The sequence below is a fragment of the Nocardiopsis sp. CNS-639 genome (genome assembly GCF_000381685.1).
Taxonomy (GTDB): Bacteria; Actinomycetota; Actinomycetes; order Streptosporangiales; family Streptosporangiaceae; genus Nocardiopsis; species Nocardiopsis dassonvillei.
Genome location: NZ_KB906858.1, coordinates 183,983 through 196,640, shown reverse-complemented (window position 1 = coordinate 196,640; position 12,658 = coordinate 183,983). Strand labels below are relative to the sequence as shown.

The 12,658-nt window shown below is 70.7% G+C and carries 15 protein-coding genes; 5 read left to right on the top strand and 10 right to left on the bottom strand.

Features of this window, described 5'->3' with window-relative positions; translation table 11 throughout:
* Positions 1–145: 145 nt before the first annotated feature.
* On the bottom strand, positions 146–1,756 hold the full coding sequence (locus G011_RS29665; protein WP_051104344.1) for an IS200/IS605 family element transposase accessory protein TnpB: 1,611 nt from the start codon (positions 1,754–1,756) through the stop codon (positions 146–148).
* 312 nt (positions 1,757–2,068) lie between these two features.
* Between G011_RS29665 and tgmC the strand changes: the two genes are divergently transcribed.
* On the top strand, positions 2,069–3,244 hold the full coding sequence (tgmC, locus tag G011_RS0110185) for an ATP-grasp peptide maturase system methyltransferase (protein ID WP_019608374.1): 1,176 nt from the start codon (positions 2,069–2,071) through the stop codon (positions 3,242–3,244).
* Between the two features lie 115 nt (positions 3,245–3,359).
* On the opposite strand, the gene G011_RS0110180 is transcribed toward tgmC, so the two are convergent.
* The 4 genes from G011_RS0110180 to G011_RS0110165 form a co-directional block, all read right to left on the bottom strand.
* A complete protein-coding gene (locus tag G011_RS0110180; RefSeq protein WP_036552507.1) occupies positions 3,360–3,566 on the bottom strand; it encodes a hypothetical protein in 207 nt (68 codons plus the stop codon).
* Between the two features lie 138 nt (positions 3,567–3,704).
* Positions 3,705–3,887: a DUF397 domain-containing protein gene (locus G011_RS0110175; RefSeq protein ID WP_019608372.1), complete on the bottom strand. Its 183-nt coding sequence runs from the start codon at positions 3,885–3,887 to the stop codon at positions 3,705–3,707.
* Between the two features lie 64 nt (positions 3,888–3,951).
* Positions 3,952–4,122 carry a DUF397 domain-containing protein gene (locus tag G011_RS30740; RefSeq protein WP_013153788.1) on the bottom strand — a complete coding sequence of 57 codons (171 nt, stop codon included), beginning with the start codon at positions 4,120–4,122 and terminating at the stop codon, positions 3,952–3,954.
* The gene (locus G011_RS0110165) at positions 4,119–4,946 is read right to left on the bottom strand and encodes a helix-turn-helix transcriptional regulator (RefSeq protein WP_019608370.1); all 828 of its coding nucleotides are present in this window, start codon (positions 4,944–4,946) and stop codon (positions 4,119–4,121) included. Before G011_RS0110165 ends, G011_RS30740 begins: the two co-directional genes overlap by 4 nt.
* A 302-nt stretch (positions 4,947–5,248) precedes the next feature.
* On the opposite strand from G011_RS0110165, the gene G011_RS0110160 reads away from it, so the two are divergent.
* Both G011_RS0110160 and G011_RS0110155 read left to right on the top strand, forming a co-directional pair.
* Positions 5,249–5,701: an ATP-binding protein gene (locus G011_RS0110160; protein ID WP_019608369.1), complete on the top strand. Its 453-nt coding sequence runs from the start codon at positions 5,249–5,251 to the stop codon at positions 5,699–5,701.
* A 203-nt stretch (positions 5,702–5,904) separates the two neighbouring features.
* Positions 5,905–6,117, top strand: coding sequence for a helix-turn-helix domain-containing protein (locus tag G011_RS0110155; protein WP_019608368.1), 213 nt, complete (start codon positions 5,905–5,907; stop codon positions 6,115–6,117).
* Between the two features lie 35 nt (positions 6,118–6,152).
* Here the strand turns inward: G011_RS0110155 and G011_RS29660 are convergent, their stop codons facing one another.
* Positions 6,153–6,764 carry a hypothetical protein gene (locus G011_RS29660; RefSeq protein WP_019608367.1) on the bottom strand — a complete coding sequence of 204 codons (612 nt, stop codon included), beginning with the start codon at positions 6,762–6,764 and terminating at the stop codon, positions 6,153–6,155.
* A 137-nt stretch (positions 6,765–6,901) separates the two neighbouring features.
* Here G011_RS29660 and G011_RS0110145 point away from each other — a divergent pair, with 137 nt between their 5' ends.
* Positions 6,902–7,393 carry a MarR family winged helix-turn-helix transcriptional regulator gene (locus G011_RS0110145; RefSeq protein WP_019608366.1) on the top strand — a complete coding sequence of 164 codons (492 nt, stop codon included), beginning with the start codon at positions 6,902–6,904 and terminating at the stop codon, positions 7,391–7,393.
* Positions 7,394–7,516: 123 nt separating this feature from the next.
* Here the strand turns inward: G011_RS0110145 and G011_RS0110140 are convergent, their stop codons facing one another.
* A complete protein-coding gene (locus G011_RS0110140) occupies positions 7,517–8,143 on the bottom strand; it encodes a TetR/AcrR family transcriptional regulator (protein WP_013153794.1) in 627 nt (208 codons plus the stop codon).
* 63 nt (positions 8,144–8,206) lie between these two features.
* Here G011_RS0110140 and G011_RS0110135 point away from each other — a divergent pair, with 63 nt between their 5' ends.
* The gene (locus tag G011_RS0110135; protein WP_019608365.1) at positions 8,207–9,634 is read left to right on the top strand and encodes a serine hydrolase; all 1,428 of its coding nucleotides are present in this window, start codon (positions 8,207–8,209) and stop codon (positions 9,632–9,634) included.
* Positions 9,635–9,857: 223 nt separating this feature from the next.
* Here G011_RS0110135 and G011_RS0110130 read toward each other — a convergent pair whose 3' ends face one another.
* The 3 genes from G011_RS0110130 to G011_RS0110120 all read right to left on the bottom strand — a co-directional run bounded on the left by G011_RS0110130 (position 9,858) and on the right by G011_RS0110120 (position 12,381).
* Positions 9,858–10,619: an SDR family NAD(P)-dependent oxidoreductase gene (locus G011_RS0110130; protein ID WP_019608364.1), complete on the bottom strand. Its 762-nt coding sequence runs from the start codon at positions 10,617–10,619 to the stop codon at positions 9,858–9,860.
* Between the two features lie 207 nt (positions 10,620–10,826).
* A complete protein-coding gene (fabI, locus tag G011_RS0110125; RefSeq protein ID WP_019608363.1) occupies positions 10,827–11,591 on the bottom strand; it encodes an enoyl-ACP reductase FabI in 765 nt (254 codons plus the stop codon).
* 85 nt (positions 11,592–11,676) lie between these two features.
* Positions 11,677–12,381, bottom strand: coding sequence for a beta-ketoacyl-ACP reductase (locus G011_RS0110120; protein WP_013153798.1), 705 nt, complete (start codon positions 12,379–12,381; stop codon positions 11,677–11,679).
* Between the last annotated feature and the right edge of the window lie 277 nt (positions 12,382–12,658).

Below are 12,658 nucleotides of genomic sequence, written 5' to 3'. Positions count from 1 at the left end.
CCGCGCACGGAGGCTCCCGGCCGACCGGAGTGGAGTTGGAACCGCCGGGCTCCGGTCCCGACCCGTTCGCCCTGCGCGCGAATGGCGGTTGGGCGATGCTGGAGTGCAACCGTTCCTGAACAGTGATCAGAAGTGGCCTCGGGGGTCACGCTGGCACCGCACCCATCCCGAACGGTGCTGGATGGGCTGGGTCACCGCGTTCCTGCTCCGTCCGGCCACGCGCATCATGTGCACGCTCCGTGACGGGTGGGCGGTTTCCCTCACGCCCGGAACCACCCGGTGCGGCCTGGACGGTCCGATGCTCCACACCATCACTCCGGTGGTGTGGGGGCGGTGCCGTCCGACGCCGGACCGGGTGGCCCTGAGCGCGCCTGCCGACCGCGATGCTGGCCGCATCGTGCCGGGAGACCTTCCTACGTTTGGTGGATAGGGGTTTTTGCCAGTGCTGGGCGCCCCACCTTGATGTATACGCGGGGTCCACGGCGATGACCGCCACCCCCAGGGTGTGGGCCATCGACACCAGCCGGGACCGCAACCGAGCCGTGGGAAAACCATTGACCAGCCGCCGGAACTTCTTACGCCGCCCGTGCTTTTCCCGAGTCTTCTCGCGGGCGAAGTCCAGGTCCTCCACGGCGATGGCCCGCACACCGCTCGCGGTGGCCCAGCGCAGCAGCCGGGACAGGGCATAACGCACCTGCGCGTCCCGGTGGGACGCGCTGCCGGACAGGTCGAACTCAAAGCGGTGTGGGTTCCCGATCGGGTTGCCGCAGGTGTCCAACCTCCAAGCGGCCAGGTGGTCGGCGTTGGCGTCCACCCCGATCACCCCGTGGGCCAGCGCCGCTTGCATAGGCAGGGCAGGCACCGCCTGCAGGGTCCAGGACGCGCTCACATACCACCGGCTCCGATCCGTATCCAGGTGGATGCGGTAGGCCACCGCCCCATCGGCCTCGACCCGGTCGACCCACTCGGTGCCCCGATGAGCGAAGGCCACCCGGCCCGAGAGCACGTACCGACCATGCGGGGCGTTGGCGTACTCGGTCAGTGGAGCGGGCAGCTTGATCGAGATCTGCCCCTCGGGGGTGATACGGATCGTCTCGTTGCCGTAGCTTTTGCCGGACTCACCATCAGCGGACAGGAAGAAGCGTGCGGCCTCCCACCGGGCCCGCCACCCGGCCTCGGTCAACTGCGCCCGGTCCAGATGGTGACGACTGTTCAGCAACCGCTTACCGCCACGCACCACATGCACCCGCCCCACCTCCCAATCAGCCACCGCCACCGCATAGCGATGCTCCAGGGCGGCCAGGCGTCGGGACTTGGCGTGCCACTCCTGGCGTGAGGCGTACCCGCCCGGAGCACCCCGGGCGCCCTTGGTCCCCAGTGGCTGGGACAACCGGTGGCGCAGGGTGTCGATCCCGGCCTGGAGGCGGTGCAGGTGGGCGGCCTGGCTGCGGCGGGCCAGCGCCCACTGCTCGTTGGAGGCCCTGGTCAGGGCTCCGGCCCACCGCGACGAGGACTCAGGGGTCAACTCCCGTTTGCGGGCCGCCCAGGAGTCCTTGTCGTGGCCGGTGCCGTCCGCGCACCGGGCGGCCAGGTCCGTGGAGGCGAGCGAGCCCAGGTGCGCGCCCACGGCCCGCAGTACCGCCTCGTCCTCAGGGGTGAGGCCCTTGAGCCGGTCACGCACGCTCACTCCGGACGGCGCGGGGGCCGGGAACGGGTCGGCGAGGGTCCGCAACCGCCGCGTGCCGGTACCCGCCATCCCTTCCCACCTCCCGATCCTGCCGGTTTCGTCACTGTGTTCGATACGACCCTAGCCAGAGCCGCAGGTGCTTGTCCGGAGAATCAGCGAACTCCTCGGACAGGCTTTCCTGGGCGGGTCGTCCACCGGGGTGGGGGCACACACCACACACCGCCTTCCAACGGCACATGATCACTCCTGTGCCCTCGTGTGCGTTTGAGTAGCCTTTCGATCCAACAGCAACAACCCCAACGGCCAGTGGGCCTTCCTGGACCCCGACACCGTCCGGGGCATCACAATGGCGCTTGCCGACCTCCTGGAGAAGAGCTGTACATGAGTGAGGACGTGACGGGGCAGCGGTTGCGCCTCGCGCTGGCACGGGAACTGCGCACCAACGGGGTGCTGCGAGGGAGCGGCTGGAAAGAGGCTGTCGAAACGGTCCCGCGCGAGGTGTTCGTGGGCGAGGCCGTGTACCGGCTCGACCAGGAGGGTCTGTGGCAGGTGGTCCGCCGCTCGGACCTGTCGGAGGCGGACTGGCTGACGATGGTCTACCAGGACGACACGTGGGTCACGCAGGTGGAGGGGGTCAACGCCTCCGACCCGCACCCGCCGTCCGTGGGAGCGCCGACATCGTCCTCGTCCCTGCCGAGTCTGGTGGTGGGGATGCTCGAAGACCTGGACGTGCGGGACGGCCAGAGGGTTCTTGAGGTCGCGACCGGAACCGGGTACTCCACCGCGCTGTTGTGCCACCGGCTGGGCCAGGAGCGGGTGACCTCGGTGGAGGTGGACGCCGGGGTGGCGGCGCGAGCCGAGAAGGCGCTGGGCCGCGTCGGCTACCGCCCTCGTCTGCTGGTCCAGGACGGGTACGGCGGCGGCTGGGCCCTGGGTGAGCGTTGGGGCGATGGGGAGGATGTGGTCTACGACCGGATCATCGCCACGTGCGCGTTCCGGTTCGTCCCCCTGCCCTGGCTCGGGCAGGTCGGGCCGGGGGCGAAGGTCCTCGTGACCTTGGCGGGATGGCTGGGCGCCAACGCACAGGTGCTGCTGGAAGCCGAGGAGGACGGAACCATGCGGGGCCGGTTCCTGCCCGTGCAGAGGTCGTTCATGATGGCACGGTCGATGCGGGCACCGGCGGAGGCGCCGCTCGTACTGGGGCCGAACGTGCCCCGGCGTCCCACGGATGTGGGGGCCGAAGTACTCGATGACTGGACGGGGCGGTTCGTGGTCCAGCTCACCGTTCCCGAGGCCGTACCGATGGTGGTGGGGCCGAGCCGCGGTGTGCGCGATATCGGAACCGGATCGTGGGCGTTGGTCGACGAGGACGCGGACGGAACCGGGGTGAGCCAGCACGGGCCGGTCAACCTCTGGGAGCGCGTCGAGAACAGCGTTCGATGGTGGAGGGCGCTGGGTGAGCCCTCGGTATCCGAGTTCGGCCTCACCGTGTCACCGCGGGAACAGCGGGTGTGGCTGGGGTCGCCGGGAGGGCCGTCGTGGAAGCTGCCGGTGTGAGGGGTTCGGTGCCGTAGCAGGGGCGGTGCCAGAGCCGGGGGAGGCGGTCCCCTACCGTCTGCTCGCGTACCGTACGACGGCGGTCCGCGTCTGGAGGACCAGGCGCGGGGCGCCGTCATCCCATCTGGCCGGGGTACTTGACCGCTCGGGCGACGACCTTCGCGTACCTGTCGGCCTGCTCGTCGGTGTGCGCGTACATGATGATCGTGTCGGAGCCGCGGGACCGGACCTCCCAGACCGCCCCCGTGCCGTGGGCGCCGGGCGGCAGGTTGGTGAAGAGGACGTCGGGATAGCGGGCGGACAGCTCCTCGTGAGTAGCCATGGTGGACACCGTAGCCAGGTGTAGCCGGTTGCGGGCCCGGTTTCGTGGTGGATGTGTGGCTGGCGCGGAGCGGGTGACGGGTGGGAAAGGGAAACCGGCCCTGCCCAGGCGCGGGCAGGGCCGGATCGAGGTAGTTCGCTACCGGACGCGCACCGCAGCCAGTAGTGCCGTCCACTCCGAGGCCTCGGCCGACAGGTAGCCAAGCTCCCGGTTCTGGGTGTCACGGATACCGGTGACCGGCCCCTCCGCGACCTCTACGCAGTGACCGCCACCGCCGTCACTGAAGGAGGACTTGTGCCATGGACTGTTCTCGCTGCTCATCACAGACCTTTCATGCTCACATGAAGGATTTCGAGGAACCGCCGAGGAGACAGGGCTCTGGCTACTAGCCGCGCACGGCCGCGAGCAAGGCCGTCCACTCGGAAGCCTGGGCCGACAGGTAGCCCAGCTCCCGGTTCTGGGTGTCCCTAACCAGGGTCTCGGAACCTTCAGAAACCTCAACACAGTTGCCGCTAGCTGCGCTGTAGCTGGCCTTATGCCACACACGTTCCGTCATCGCTCAACCATCTCTCGCACCATCTGAAGTGACGTCGACTCCGAGTGTGCCTCACCCTGGAGAAGCCCGAAAGTTGTCACGCACTCCTGATACCGGTTCTTATCGCTGATCACAGTCTCCCCGGTCATGTACTCAGCAGAAGCCACAGAGGGTTCGTCTGCGAAGGTGTACAGCCGGAAAGGCCCCCCGCTTCCGTAGTGCCTCTTGGTGTCCCGGGGGACGATCTGCACACGCACCCTACCGCCCTCCACCTCACGGAGGACACGCTGCACCTGCTCATGCAGCAGGTCAGGACCACGGTTCCCGACTTGCTGATAGAACACCGACTCAGCGATGAGGAAAAGCACCAGCGGCCGGGTTTCCTCCTCCAGGATGCGCTGCCGAGAGATTCGAGCCTGAACGAGTTCTTCGATGGAGGCCGATGGCATCCCGGGGTAACCATCCTCGAAGATCGCGCGAGCGTACTCCGGTGTCTGAACCAGGCCCGGGAACACTAACGTTTGGAAGTCGCGGATCTGCGTGGCCGCGCCTTCCAGCTCCGGAAGTTCCGCGAACCTGAACGCAGTACGCACCTGACGGCTGGCTTTCTCCCACTCCTCAGCGATGCGCCCTCCGGCTTTCAGAGCTTCGTCCAGCTTGTTGACGTACTTCTCATCGACCTTCCGGGCGCCGGTCTCCCATGAGGAGTAACAGCTTCCGACGACGCCGAGCACCTTGGCGATGTCGACTTGCAGCAGACCAAGGGCATCGCGGTGTTTCCGCATCTGCTTCCCAAAGTGCTTCCACGCGGGATCAGTGGGTCGCTTCGTCACGAGTTCCTCCATGACTTCACTGGGAGAAACATATTACACAGAACTTTCTCCTCACGGGAGGAGTCTTCTGTGGAATCTGCAATCGCACGACGGTTGTGTGAAGTCTCTTGAACTGGCCACTTCACTGAGAGATCGTGTGATCACGGAGAACCGGTTGTGGAATTAGGAGAATTCTTCACACTGCACCGCGGAAGCCTTGTGGTGTGGCGAAAGCCTTGAAATATGACACACCGGACAAAAAGAAGCCCCGACGGCCGAAGTAGAGAGCGACCGCCGAGGCGAAGCGCTCCACCCCGAAACCCCCGAGGTGAAACATGCAAAAGTCTACCGTTCCGCCCATCCCGCTTCCCCGCCGACTGTGCGGAACCGCCACCAAATCAGGCATCCTGCTCGGCTCCGACCTCGGTCACGTCAAGATCGCCCGCCGCTGGGCCGCCCAGGCCACCCGCTCCCGGCCGAGCTTGGCCGAACCCGTCGGCATCACCGTCTCCGAGCTGGTCACGAACACCTTGCGCCACTCGGCCTCCGGGCTCCCCGGCGGCACCATCCGCGTCGAGATCGAACGCACCCCGCGCCACCTCGAACTCCGCGTCACCGATAACGGCCCCCGCCCGGGAGAGAAACCCACCTTCCCGGCCGTGCCTGCGGCCGAACCCATGCGCCCCAGCGGCAACGGCCTACGCCTGGTCGAGGCCCTGTGCTCCTACTGGGACTGGAAGCAGCACTCCTGCGGCGCGATCACCGTCCGCGTCGTCTTCCCCTGGTGACCCACGTGTCCCCGTGAGCGCTCAGCTCTCCATGCTCCGCACCACCCGACCTGTCCCCCGGGCCGGTGCGGACGGGCCGGTGACCTCAACACCAGCCCGAAGCCCCGCCCTCCCCTTCCCCGGGAGGGCGGGGCCACCCCACCAGCCACCCGCACCACACCCAGCGCCGAGTACCGAACCTCTGAAGACACGGAAAGCCCCTCATGCCCGACTACAGCTACCTCCTCGACGGCCGACCCGACGTCCTCACACCCAGCGAAGTCGCCGCCCTCTTCAACATCCGCCCCCGCAGCCTCCACCGAGGCCAATGGGACAACGTCCTCAAACCCTTCCGCACCCCCGGCGGAGCACGCCGCTACCCCAAAGAACACATCGCCACCCTCCTCAACCAGCCAGACCCCCCGACCTCGCCGTGAACCCGCGCGAAGAGCACCCTCCGCCTTCCGCCCTCTCACGCCTCATCGAGACCGGGTCCGGGGCCGGGCTCGGCCCCGGACCCGGGCACCCCCTCCAGCAGACGCCCGCCCTCGATGAGCATCTGACGGACCGCGCCGACCATCCAGACGAGGGTGACGGCGATGACCGTGACGTTCTTGACCGCGAGCAGCAGCGCCCAATAGAGGTCCTGCCCCGAGGCGGGAATCCACAGGGGCACGATCTGCTCGGGGACGACGGAGAAGACGGCGAACAACGCGAGCAGCAGTGCCCCCTGCCACAGCAGGCCGGGCCACCGGTGGTCGAGGAACGCCCGGACGCGGCGGCCGTCGCCCAGACGCCTCCCGGCCCGGACCCGCTCGTCCTTGAGGATCGCGATGCGGATGACGAGGACGATCAGCACCACCCTCGCCCCTTGGGCGAGCACCTCCAGAGCCACGCGCGAGGGCGTCGCCAGCGCGTCGCCCCACAGCGCCACCCCGAAGCGTTCGACCGCCGGGACCAGGGAGAGGCCCACCACCAGGGGGAGGTGGCGGACGTAGAAGGCCAGCGCCCAGCGCGGAGGCTCCAGGGCCAGCCGCAGGTGTGCGCGCCAGGTCAGCTCGGGGATGGTGGCTCTCTCCGTCATCGTCGCTCTCCCGGTTCGCGGTGGCGGTGCCTGTCGGATATTTACTTTAGTTCACTGAACTAAAATATTCGATAGCCTGAAAGAAGTTCACCGCAGGCAGGAGGAAGGCGGTGCAGCGGAGAAGGGGGCGACGGGGCATGGACAGCGGGGACAGCGGGGACAGCGGGGACAGCGACACGACAGGGAATGGCAGCGACCTCGGACGGCAGCTCAGCACCGCCGTCGTGCTCTTCCACGAGGCCGTCGGCCAACGCCTGGGACTGCGCGCGCTCGACCACCGCGCACTGGGCCTGATCGAACGACAGGGCCCCCTCACGGCGGGCGCGCTGGCCGAACTGACCGGCCTGACCCCCGGAGCCGTCACCGGACTCGTCGACCGGCTGCACCGCCTGGGCTACGTGCAGCGCGTCCCCGACCCCGCCGACCGGCGGCGCGTGCTCGTCTCTGCGGACGTCGAGGCGCGGCCCGACCGCGCCGACGCCTTCGCGGGGCTGTCGCGGGCGATGGGCGAACTGATGGCCGGGTACGACGAGGCCGAACTCGCCGTGATCACCGACTACGTCACGAAGACCATCGACATCCTGCACACGCAGACCCGGCGGCTCAGCGAGCCCGAACCAGGGGCGTGACCGGCAGCAGGACCGCGATCCCCGCTCCGGGGGGACAGCGACCTCCGGGAGCGCTTCGGAGACTCCGGCCGTTCCAGGGGGAACACCGCCGCCGCGGCCGGGAACGCGGCCGGGGTCGGCGGTTCAGCGCGCGTACTGGCGGCACTCTCCCGTGAACACCGAGCCCAGTTCCGCACGCAACGCCTCCCGGGCACGCTCGGCGGCTCCCGGCCCGCCCCGGTAGACCTGGGTGGCCAGCCCCTCGGCCACGGCGGCGACGCGGGCGGCGGACGCGGCGGCGTCCACGTCCGCCTCCACCTCACCGCACTCCACGCCGTTGCGCACCGCTCGGGCGATCTCGGCGTGCAGCGCGTCCGCGGTGCGCGCGTCCACCTCGGCCAGGGCCGGGTTCTCCAGGGCCCGTCCGGCGAAGACGCGGATCACCCGGAACTCCGCCCGGCGGGGCTCGTCCAGCGGCAGGTGCTCGGCCAGCGCGGCCAAAAGGATCCCGGAAATGGTCCTCTCGTGCCGGGCGCCCTCGCTGACCACGTCCGCGACGCGGGTGGCGACGGCCGTGCTGACCCGCTCGAACGCGTGCAGCAGCATGTCGTCCTTGGACGGGAAGTAGTGCTGCACGAGCCCGACGGAGATCCCCGCGCGCGCGGCCGTGCGGGCCACGGTCACGGCGTCCAGCCCCCGTTCGGCGATCAGCTCGCACACGGCGCCGGTGATCTGCGTGCGCCTCTGGGCGTGGTCTGCGGTTCTCGGCACCGGATAACCGTATCATGGTACGGTCATAATCGTATGGGTATACGGTTATCGAAAGGCCCCCTCATGCCCCTCCCCCTCACGCACGTCCCCCTCGCCCTGCTGCTCGCCCTGTCCCCCGTGGTCACAGCCCCACCGAACGACCCGGCTCCCAGCGACCCCGCCGACCCCGCCGCAATGGACGCCTACGTCCAAGAACGCATGGCCGCCACCAACACCCCCGGGCTGGCCTACGCCGTGGTCGGCCCCGGGGGCGTCGAGCACCGGGGGACCTTCGGCGTGGACGGCGACGGCGCCCCGGTGGACGAGCACACCCCGTTCCTGTGGGGGTCGGTGGCCAAGCCCGTGACCGCCACCGCCGCGCTGGTCCTTGCCGGGGAGGGGCGTCTGGACCTGGACGCCCCGGTCGAGGAGTACCTGCCGGTCTTCGCGGAGTTCGGCGCCGACCCCACCGTGCGCGACCTGCTCACCCAGACCTCGGGGCTCACCGGGCGCACCGCCGCCGCCACCAGCGACCTGTACGGCGAGCGGGCCCCGGACCTGGACGCGCGGGTGGCGCGCGTCGCCGCCTCGGAGCCGGGGACCCCGGGCACGCACGAGTACAGCAGCGCGAACTACCTCGTGCTGGGCGCCGTCATGGAGGAGGTGACCGGCGACTTTCGCGGGTACCTGCGCGAGAGCGTCCTGGAACCGACGGGGATGGACGGCGTCTTCGCCAGCGCGGCCCAGGCGCGGGAGGCCGGGCTGAGCCCGGGGCACCGCACGCTGTGGGGCGTGCCGGTGGCCGACGCCGACGGTGTGGACGACGAGGGAGCCGCCTACGGCTACCTGGGCGGGGACGTCACCGACCTGGCCGCGTTCGCGCGGGCGCAGGTGGCGGCGAAGCCGCCCGTGCTGGACGCCGCCGCACTGGAGGAGGCCCGCACGGGGCTGGTCCCGGTCCCCGGTTCGGCGCAGGAGTACGGCCTGGGCTGGCGCGACACCGCCCTGTCCGACCTGGGTGAGCCGATCGTCTTCCACGGCGGGTCGACCCCGGGGTACGCGGCGATCGTGGTGGTGCTGCCCGAACGCGGGAGGGCGGTGGTGGTCCTGCAGAACACCTACGACATGCTGCGCGACAACGGAATCCAGGCGGTCGCCTTCGGACTGGCCCACATGGTCGCGGGCGGGGACTCCCCCTCCTCCCCCGGCACCGACCCGCTGTACCTGGCGTCGGTGTGGACGCCCACGGCAGCCGCGGCGGCGCTGGGCGCGGGCGCCGTCGCGGCCGTGCGGGTGCGGCGGCCCCGCAGGTGGGCGAGCGCGCTGTGGTCGGCGCTGGGACTGGTCTCGGTGGCCGCCGCGGTGGGGGTGGCGGCGAGCCACGGCCCGCGCCCGGCCCTGACGTGGCTTCCCGACGTGACGGCGGCGACACTGGCGGCGGGTGCGCTCGGCGCGGCCGTCGTGGTCCTGCGTCTGCTGGCGCACCGGCGCGGCGACCGCGCACGGACCTGACCCCCGGCGCACGGGGCGACGCCGCCGTCATGGCCCCGCACCCTCTGGCGCACCGGCGCGGCGACCGCGCACGAGCCTGACCCCCGGCGCACGGGGCCACGCCACCGTCATGGCCCCGCACCCTCTGGCACACCGGCGCGACACCCGACCCCGGACCGGCCCCCAACACACGAGTCGGCCCCGCCGCGGCCCGACCGGCGGGCCCGGCCGCGGCGGGGTGCGCTCAGATCCGGTCGAGGAAGCCGCCGTCCACCATCAGGTTCTGTCCGGTGACGTAGGCCGCGGCCGGGCTGGCCAGGAAGGCCACCGCGCGGGCGACCTCGTCGGGGTGGCCGAGGCGGCCGTAGGGGATGCGCTCGCGGACGGACTCGTAGAACCCCGGGTCGCTTTCGCGGCGGCGCGCCCAGCCCCCGCCCGGGAACTCGATCGGGCCGGGCGAGACGGTGTTGACCCGCACCCCCTCCCCGGCCCAGGCGCGGGCCAGCGAGGACGCGTGGTGGTTGAGCGCGGCCTTGACCGCGCCGTAGGAGCGCGGTCCGGCGGGCACGGTGGTGTGCAGGGCCGAGGTGCTGGAGATCAGCACCACCGAGCCGCCGCGCTCGGAGGCCAGCAGGTGGGGTTTGGCCGCCTCGGACAGGCGCACGAAGGGCATCAGGTCGGCCGCGAAGCCGCGCTCCCACTGGTCGGGGGTGGGCGCGCTGCCGCCGGAGACGTTGGACACCAGCACGTCCAGGCCGCCGAGCTCGGCCACCGCGTCCTCGACGAAGGAGGGCAGCGCGTCGTGGTCGGTGACGTCCAGGGCGCGCGAGAACACGCGGGCGCCGGTCTGCTCCAGCTCGCGAGCCGCCTCGGACAGCGGTTCGGGGGTGCGCGCGCAGATCGCAAGGTCGGCGCCCTCGGCGGCGAACAGCTGGGCGATGGCCCGGCCGATCCCCCTGCTGGCACCGGTCACGGCGACCCGTGCCCCCTTCAGTCCCAGATCCATTGCCCCGTCCCCTTCGCTCTCGGCTCACACGGCCGCCTGCCGGGGTCGCACGCACCGCTTCGGGCACACGGCGGGCACTCGCCGCACCCGCCCCGCGACAGCAGACGGGCGGGCCGCCCCTGGGGGTGGCCCGCCCGCGTCAACCTATCGCACGCCCACGGCGGGGCACCGGTTCCGGAGGAGCCGGAGCCGGTGCGTTCGGAGCGGTCAGGCCCCGGTGGAGTGGAAGCCGCCGTCGACGTGGACGATCTCGCCGGTGGTGGCGGGGAACCAGTCCGACAGCAGCGCCACGACCGCCTTGGCCGCGGGCTCGGGGTTGGTGACGTCCCAGCCCAGCGGGGCGCGCTCGGGCCAGTGCTTGGCCAGCTCGGAGAACCCGGGGATGCTGCGGGCGGCCATGGTGCTCAGCGGCCCGGCGGAGACGAGGTTGACCCGGATGTTCTGGTCGCCGACGTAGCGGGCCAGGTAGCGGGCGGTGGAGGTCAGCGCGGACTTGGCCACGCCCATCCAGTCGTAGATGGGGTAGGAGACGCTGTTGTCGAAGTCCAGGGCCACGACCGAGCCGCCGTCCTTCATCAGCGGCAGCAGCGAGGTGGTCAGCGACTTCAGGGAGAAGGTCGAGGTGTGCATGGCCGTGGCCACGTCCGACCACTCGGTGTTGAGGAAGTTGCCGCCCAGGGCGTCCTGCGGGGTGAAGCCGATGGAGTGCACGACGCCGTCGAGGCCGTCCACGTGCTCGCCGACGCGGGCGGCCAGGGTGGAGAGCTGCTCGTCGTCGGTGACGTCCAGCTCCAGGATCGGGGGCGTCTCGGGCAGGCGCTTGGCGATGCGCTCCACCAGGCTCAGGCGGCCGTAACCGGTGAGCACGACCGTGGCGCCCTGCTCCTGGGCCAGGCGGGCCACGTGGAAGCCGATGGAGGAGTCGGTGAGCACACCGGTGACGAGGATGCGCTTGCCTTCGAGGATTCCCATGTTCGGGTCGTCCGTCCTGTCTGTGGTCCGTTGCGGAAGGGGAGCCCTTCCGGTGGCTGAAGGGAAAAAAGGGGGGCGGGCCCGGTCAGTGGCCCATGCCCAGACCGCCGTCGACGGGGATCACGGCGCCGGAGATGTAGGCGCCGCCGGGCCCGGCGAGGAAGCCCACCGTCCTGGCGATGTCCTCGGAGGAGCCGAGGCGGCCCAGCGGGACGTTCTTCTTGATCTCGGCCTGGCGCTCCTCGGACAGGGCCGCGGTCATGTCGGTCTCGATGAAGCCGGGGGCGACGATGTTGACCGTGATGTTGCGCGAGCCCAGCTCGCGGGCCAGGGAGCGGCCGAAGCCGACGAGCCCGGCCTTGGAGGCGGCGTAGTTGACCTGGCCGCCGGAGCCGAGGAGGCCCACGACGGAGGAGATGAGGACGATGCGGCCCGAGCGCTTGCGCATCATGCCGCGCACGGCGCGCTTGGCCACGCGGAAGGCGCCGGTGAGGTTGGTGTCCAGCACGGAGGAGAACTCGTCCTCGCTCATCAGGGCCAGCAGCTGGTCCTTGGTGATGCCGGCGTTGGCCACGAGCACCTCGACGGGGCCCTGCGCCTCCTCGACCTCCTTGAAGGCGGCGTCGACCTGGGCGGAGTCGGTGATGTCGCAGCGGACGCCCAGCAGACCCTCCGGGGGCTCGCCGGAGCGGTAGGTCACGGCGACGTCGTCTCCGCCCGCGGCCAGCTCACGGGCGATGGCCAGGCCGATTCCGCGGCTGCCGCCGGTGACCAGTACCGAGCGCGACATAGGGGCTCCTCTTCTCCTGCGGCTGCTGTGATCAGCCACGACGTGGTGTTGCGGGGGGTGGGATCGCATTGCAGCGTACCGAGCTACCCGGCGGTAGACGCAACCGAGGCGGACAGGGGCGCCGATCCGCCCATGTGCAAGGATTCCGGACACGCTGGGGGGACGCCCCGAGCACGGCGGACGGTGGTGAGGTGTGTCACCGCCGCACCGGAACCGGGGAGCCGGTTCCGGCGCCCCGTGGGGGGCGGGCGCTCCGCGCGGCTCGGCCGTGCGCCGA

What these genes read in the sequence shown, in the direction of transcription:
- G011_RS29665 (WP_051104344.1), bottom strand. Translation starts at nt 1,756, where the DNA reads ATGGCGGGTACCGGCACGCGGCGGTTGCGGACCCTCGCCGACCCGTTC.
- G011_RS0110155 (WP_019608368.1), top strand. Translation starts at nt 5,905, where the DNA reads ATGCCCGACTACAGCTACCTCCTCGACGGCCGACCCGACGTCCTCACA.
- G011_RS30740 (WP_013153788.1), bottom strand. Translation starts at nt 4,122, where the DNA reads ATGACGGAACGTGTGTGGCATAAGGCCAGCTACAGCGCAGCTAGCGGC.
- tgmC (WP_019608374.1), top strand. Translation starts at nt 2,069, where the DNA reads ATGAGTGAGGACGTGACGGGGCAGCGGTTGCGCCTCGCGCTGGCACGG.
- G011_RS0110160 (WP_019608369.1), top strand. Translation starts at nt 5,249, where the DNA reads ATGCAAAAGTCTACCGTTCCGCCCATCCCGCTTCCCCGCCGACTGTGC.
- G011_RS0110180 (WP_036552507.1), bottom strand. Translation starts at nt 3,566, where the DNA reads ATGGCTACTCACGAGGAGCTGTCCGCCCGCTATCCCGACGTCCTCTTC.
- fabI (WP_019608363.1), bottom strand. Translation starts at nt 11,591, where the DNA reads ATGGGAATCCTCGAAGGCAAGCGCATCCTCGTCACCGGTGTGCTCACC.
- G011_RS0110165 (WP_019608370.1), bottom strand. Translation starts at nt 4,946, where the DNA reads ATGGAGGAACTCGTGACGAAGCGACCCACTGATCCCGCGTGGAAGCAC.
- G011_RS0110135 (WP_019608365.1), top strand. Translation starts at nt 8,207, where the DNA reads ATGCCCCTCCCCCTCACGCACGTCCCCCTCGCCCTGCTGCTCGCCCTG.
- G011_RS0110130 (WP_019608364.1), bottom strand. Translation starts at nt 10,619, where the DNA reads ATGGATCTGGGACTGAAGGGGGCACGGGTCGCCGTGACCGGTGCCAGC.
- G011_RS0110120 (WP_013153798.1), bottom strand. Translation starts at nt 12,381, where the DNA reads ATGTCGCGCTCGGTACTGGTCACCGGCGGCAGCCGCGGAATCGGCCTG.
- G011_RS0110175 (WP_019608372.1), bottom strand. Translation starts at nt 3,887, where the DNA reads ATGAGCAGCGAGAACAGTCCATGGCACAAGTCCTCCTTCAGTGACGGC.
- G011_RS29660 (WP_019608367.1), bottom strand. Translation starts at nt 6,764, where the DNA reads ATGACGGAGAGAGCCACCATCCCCGAGCTGACCTGGCGCGCACACCTG.
- G011_RS0110145 (WP_019608366.1), top strand. Translation starts at nt 6,902, where the DNA reads ATGGACAGCGGGGACAGCGGGGACAGCGGGGACAGCGACACGACAGGG.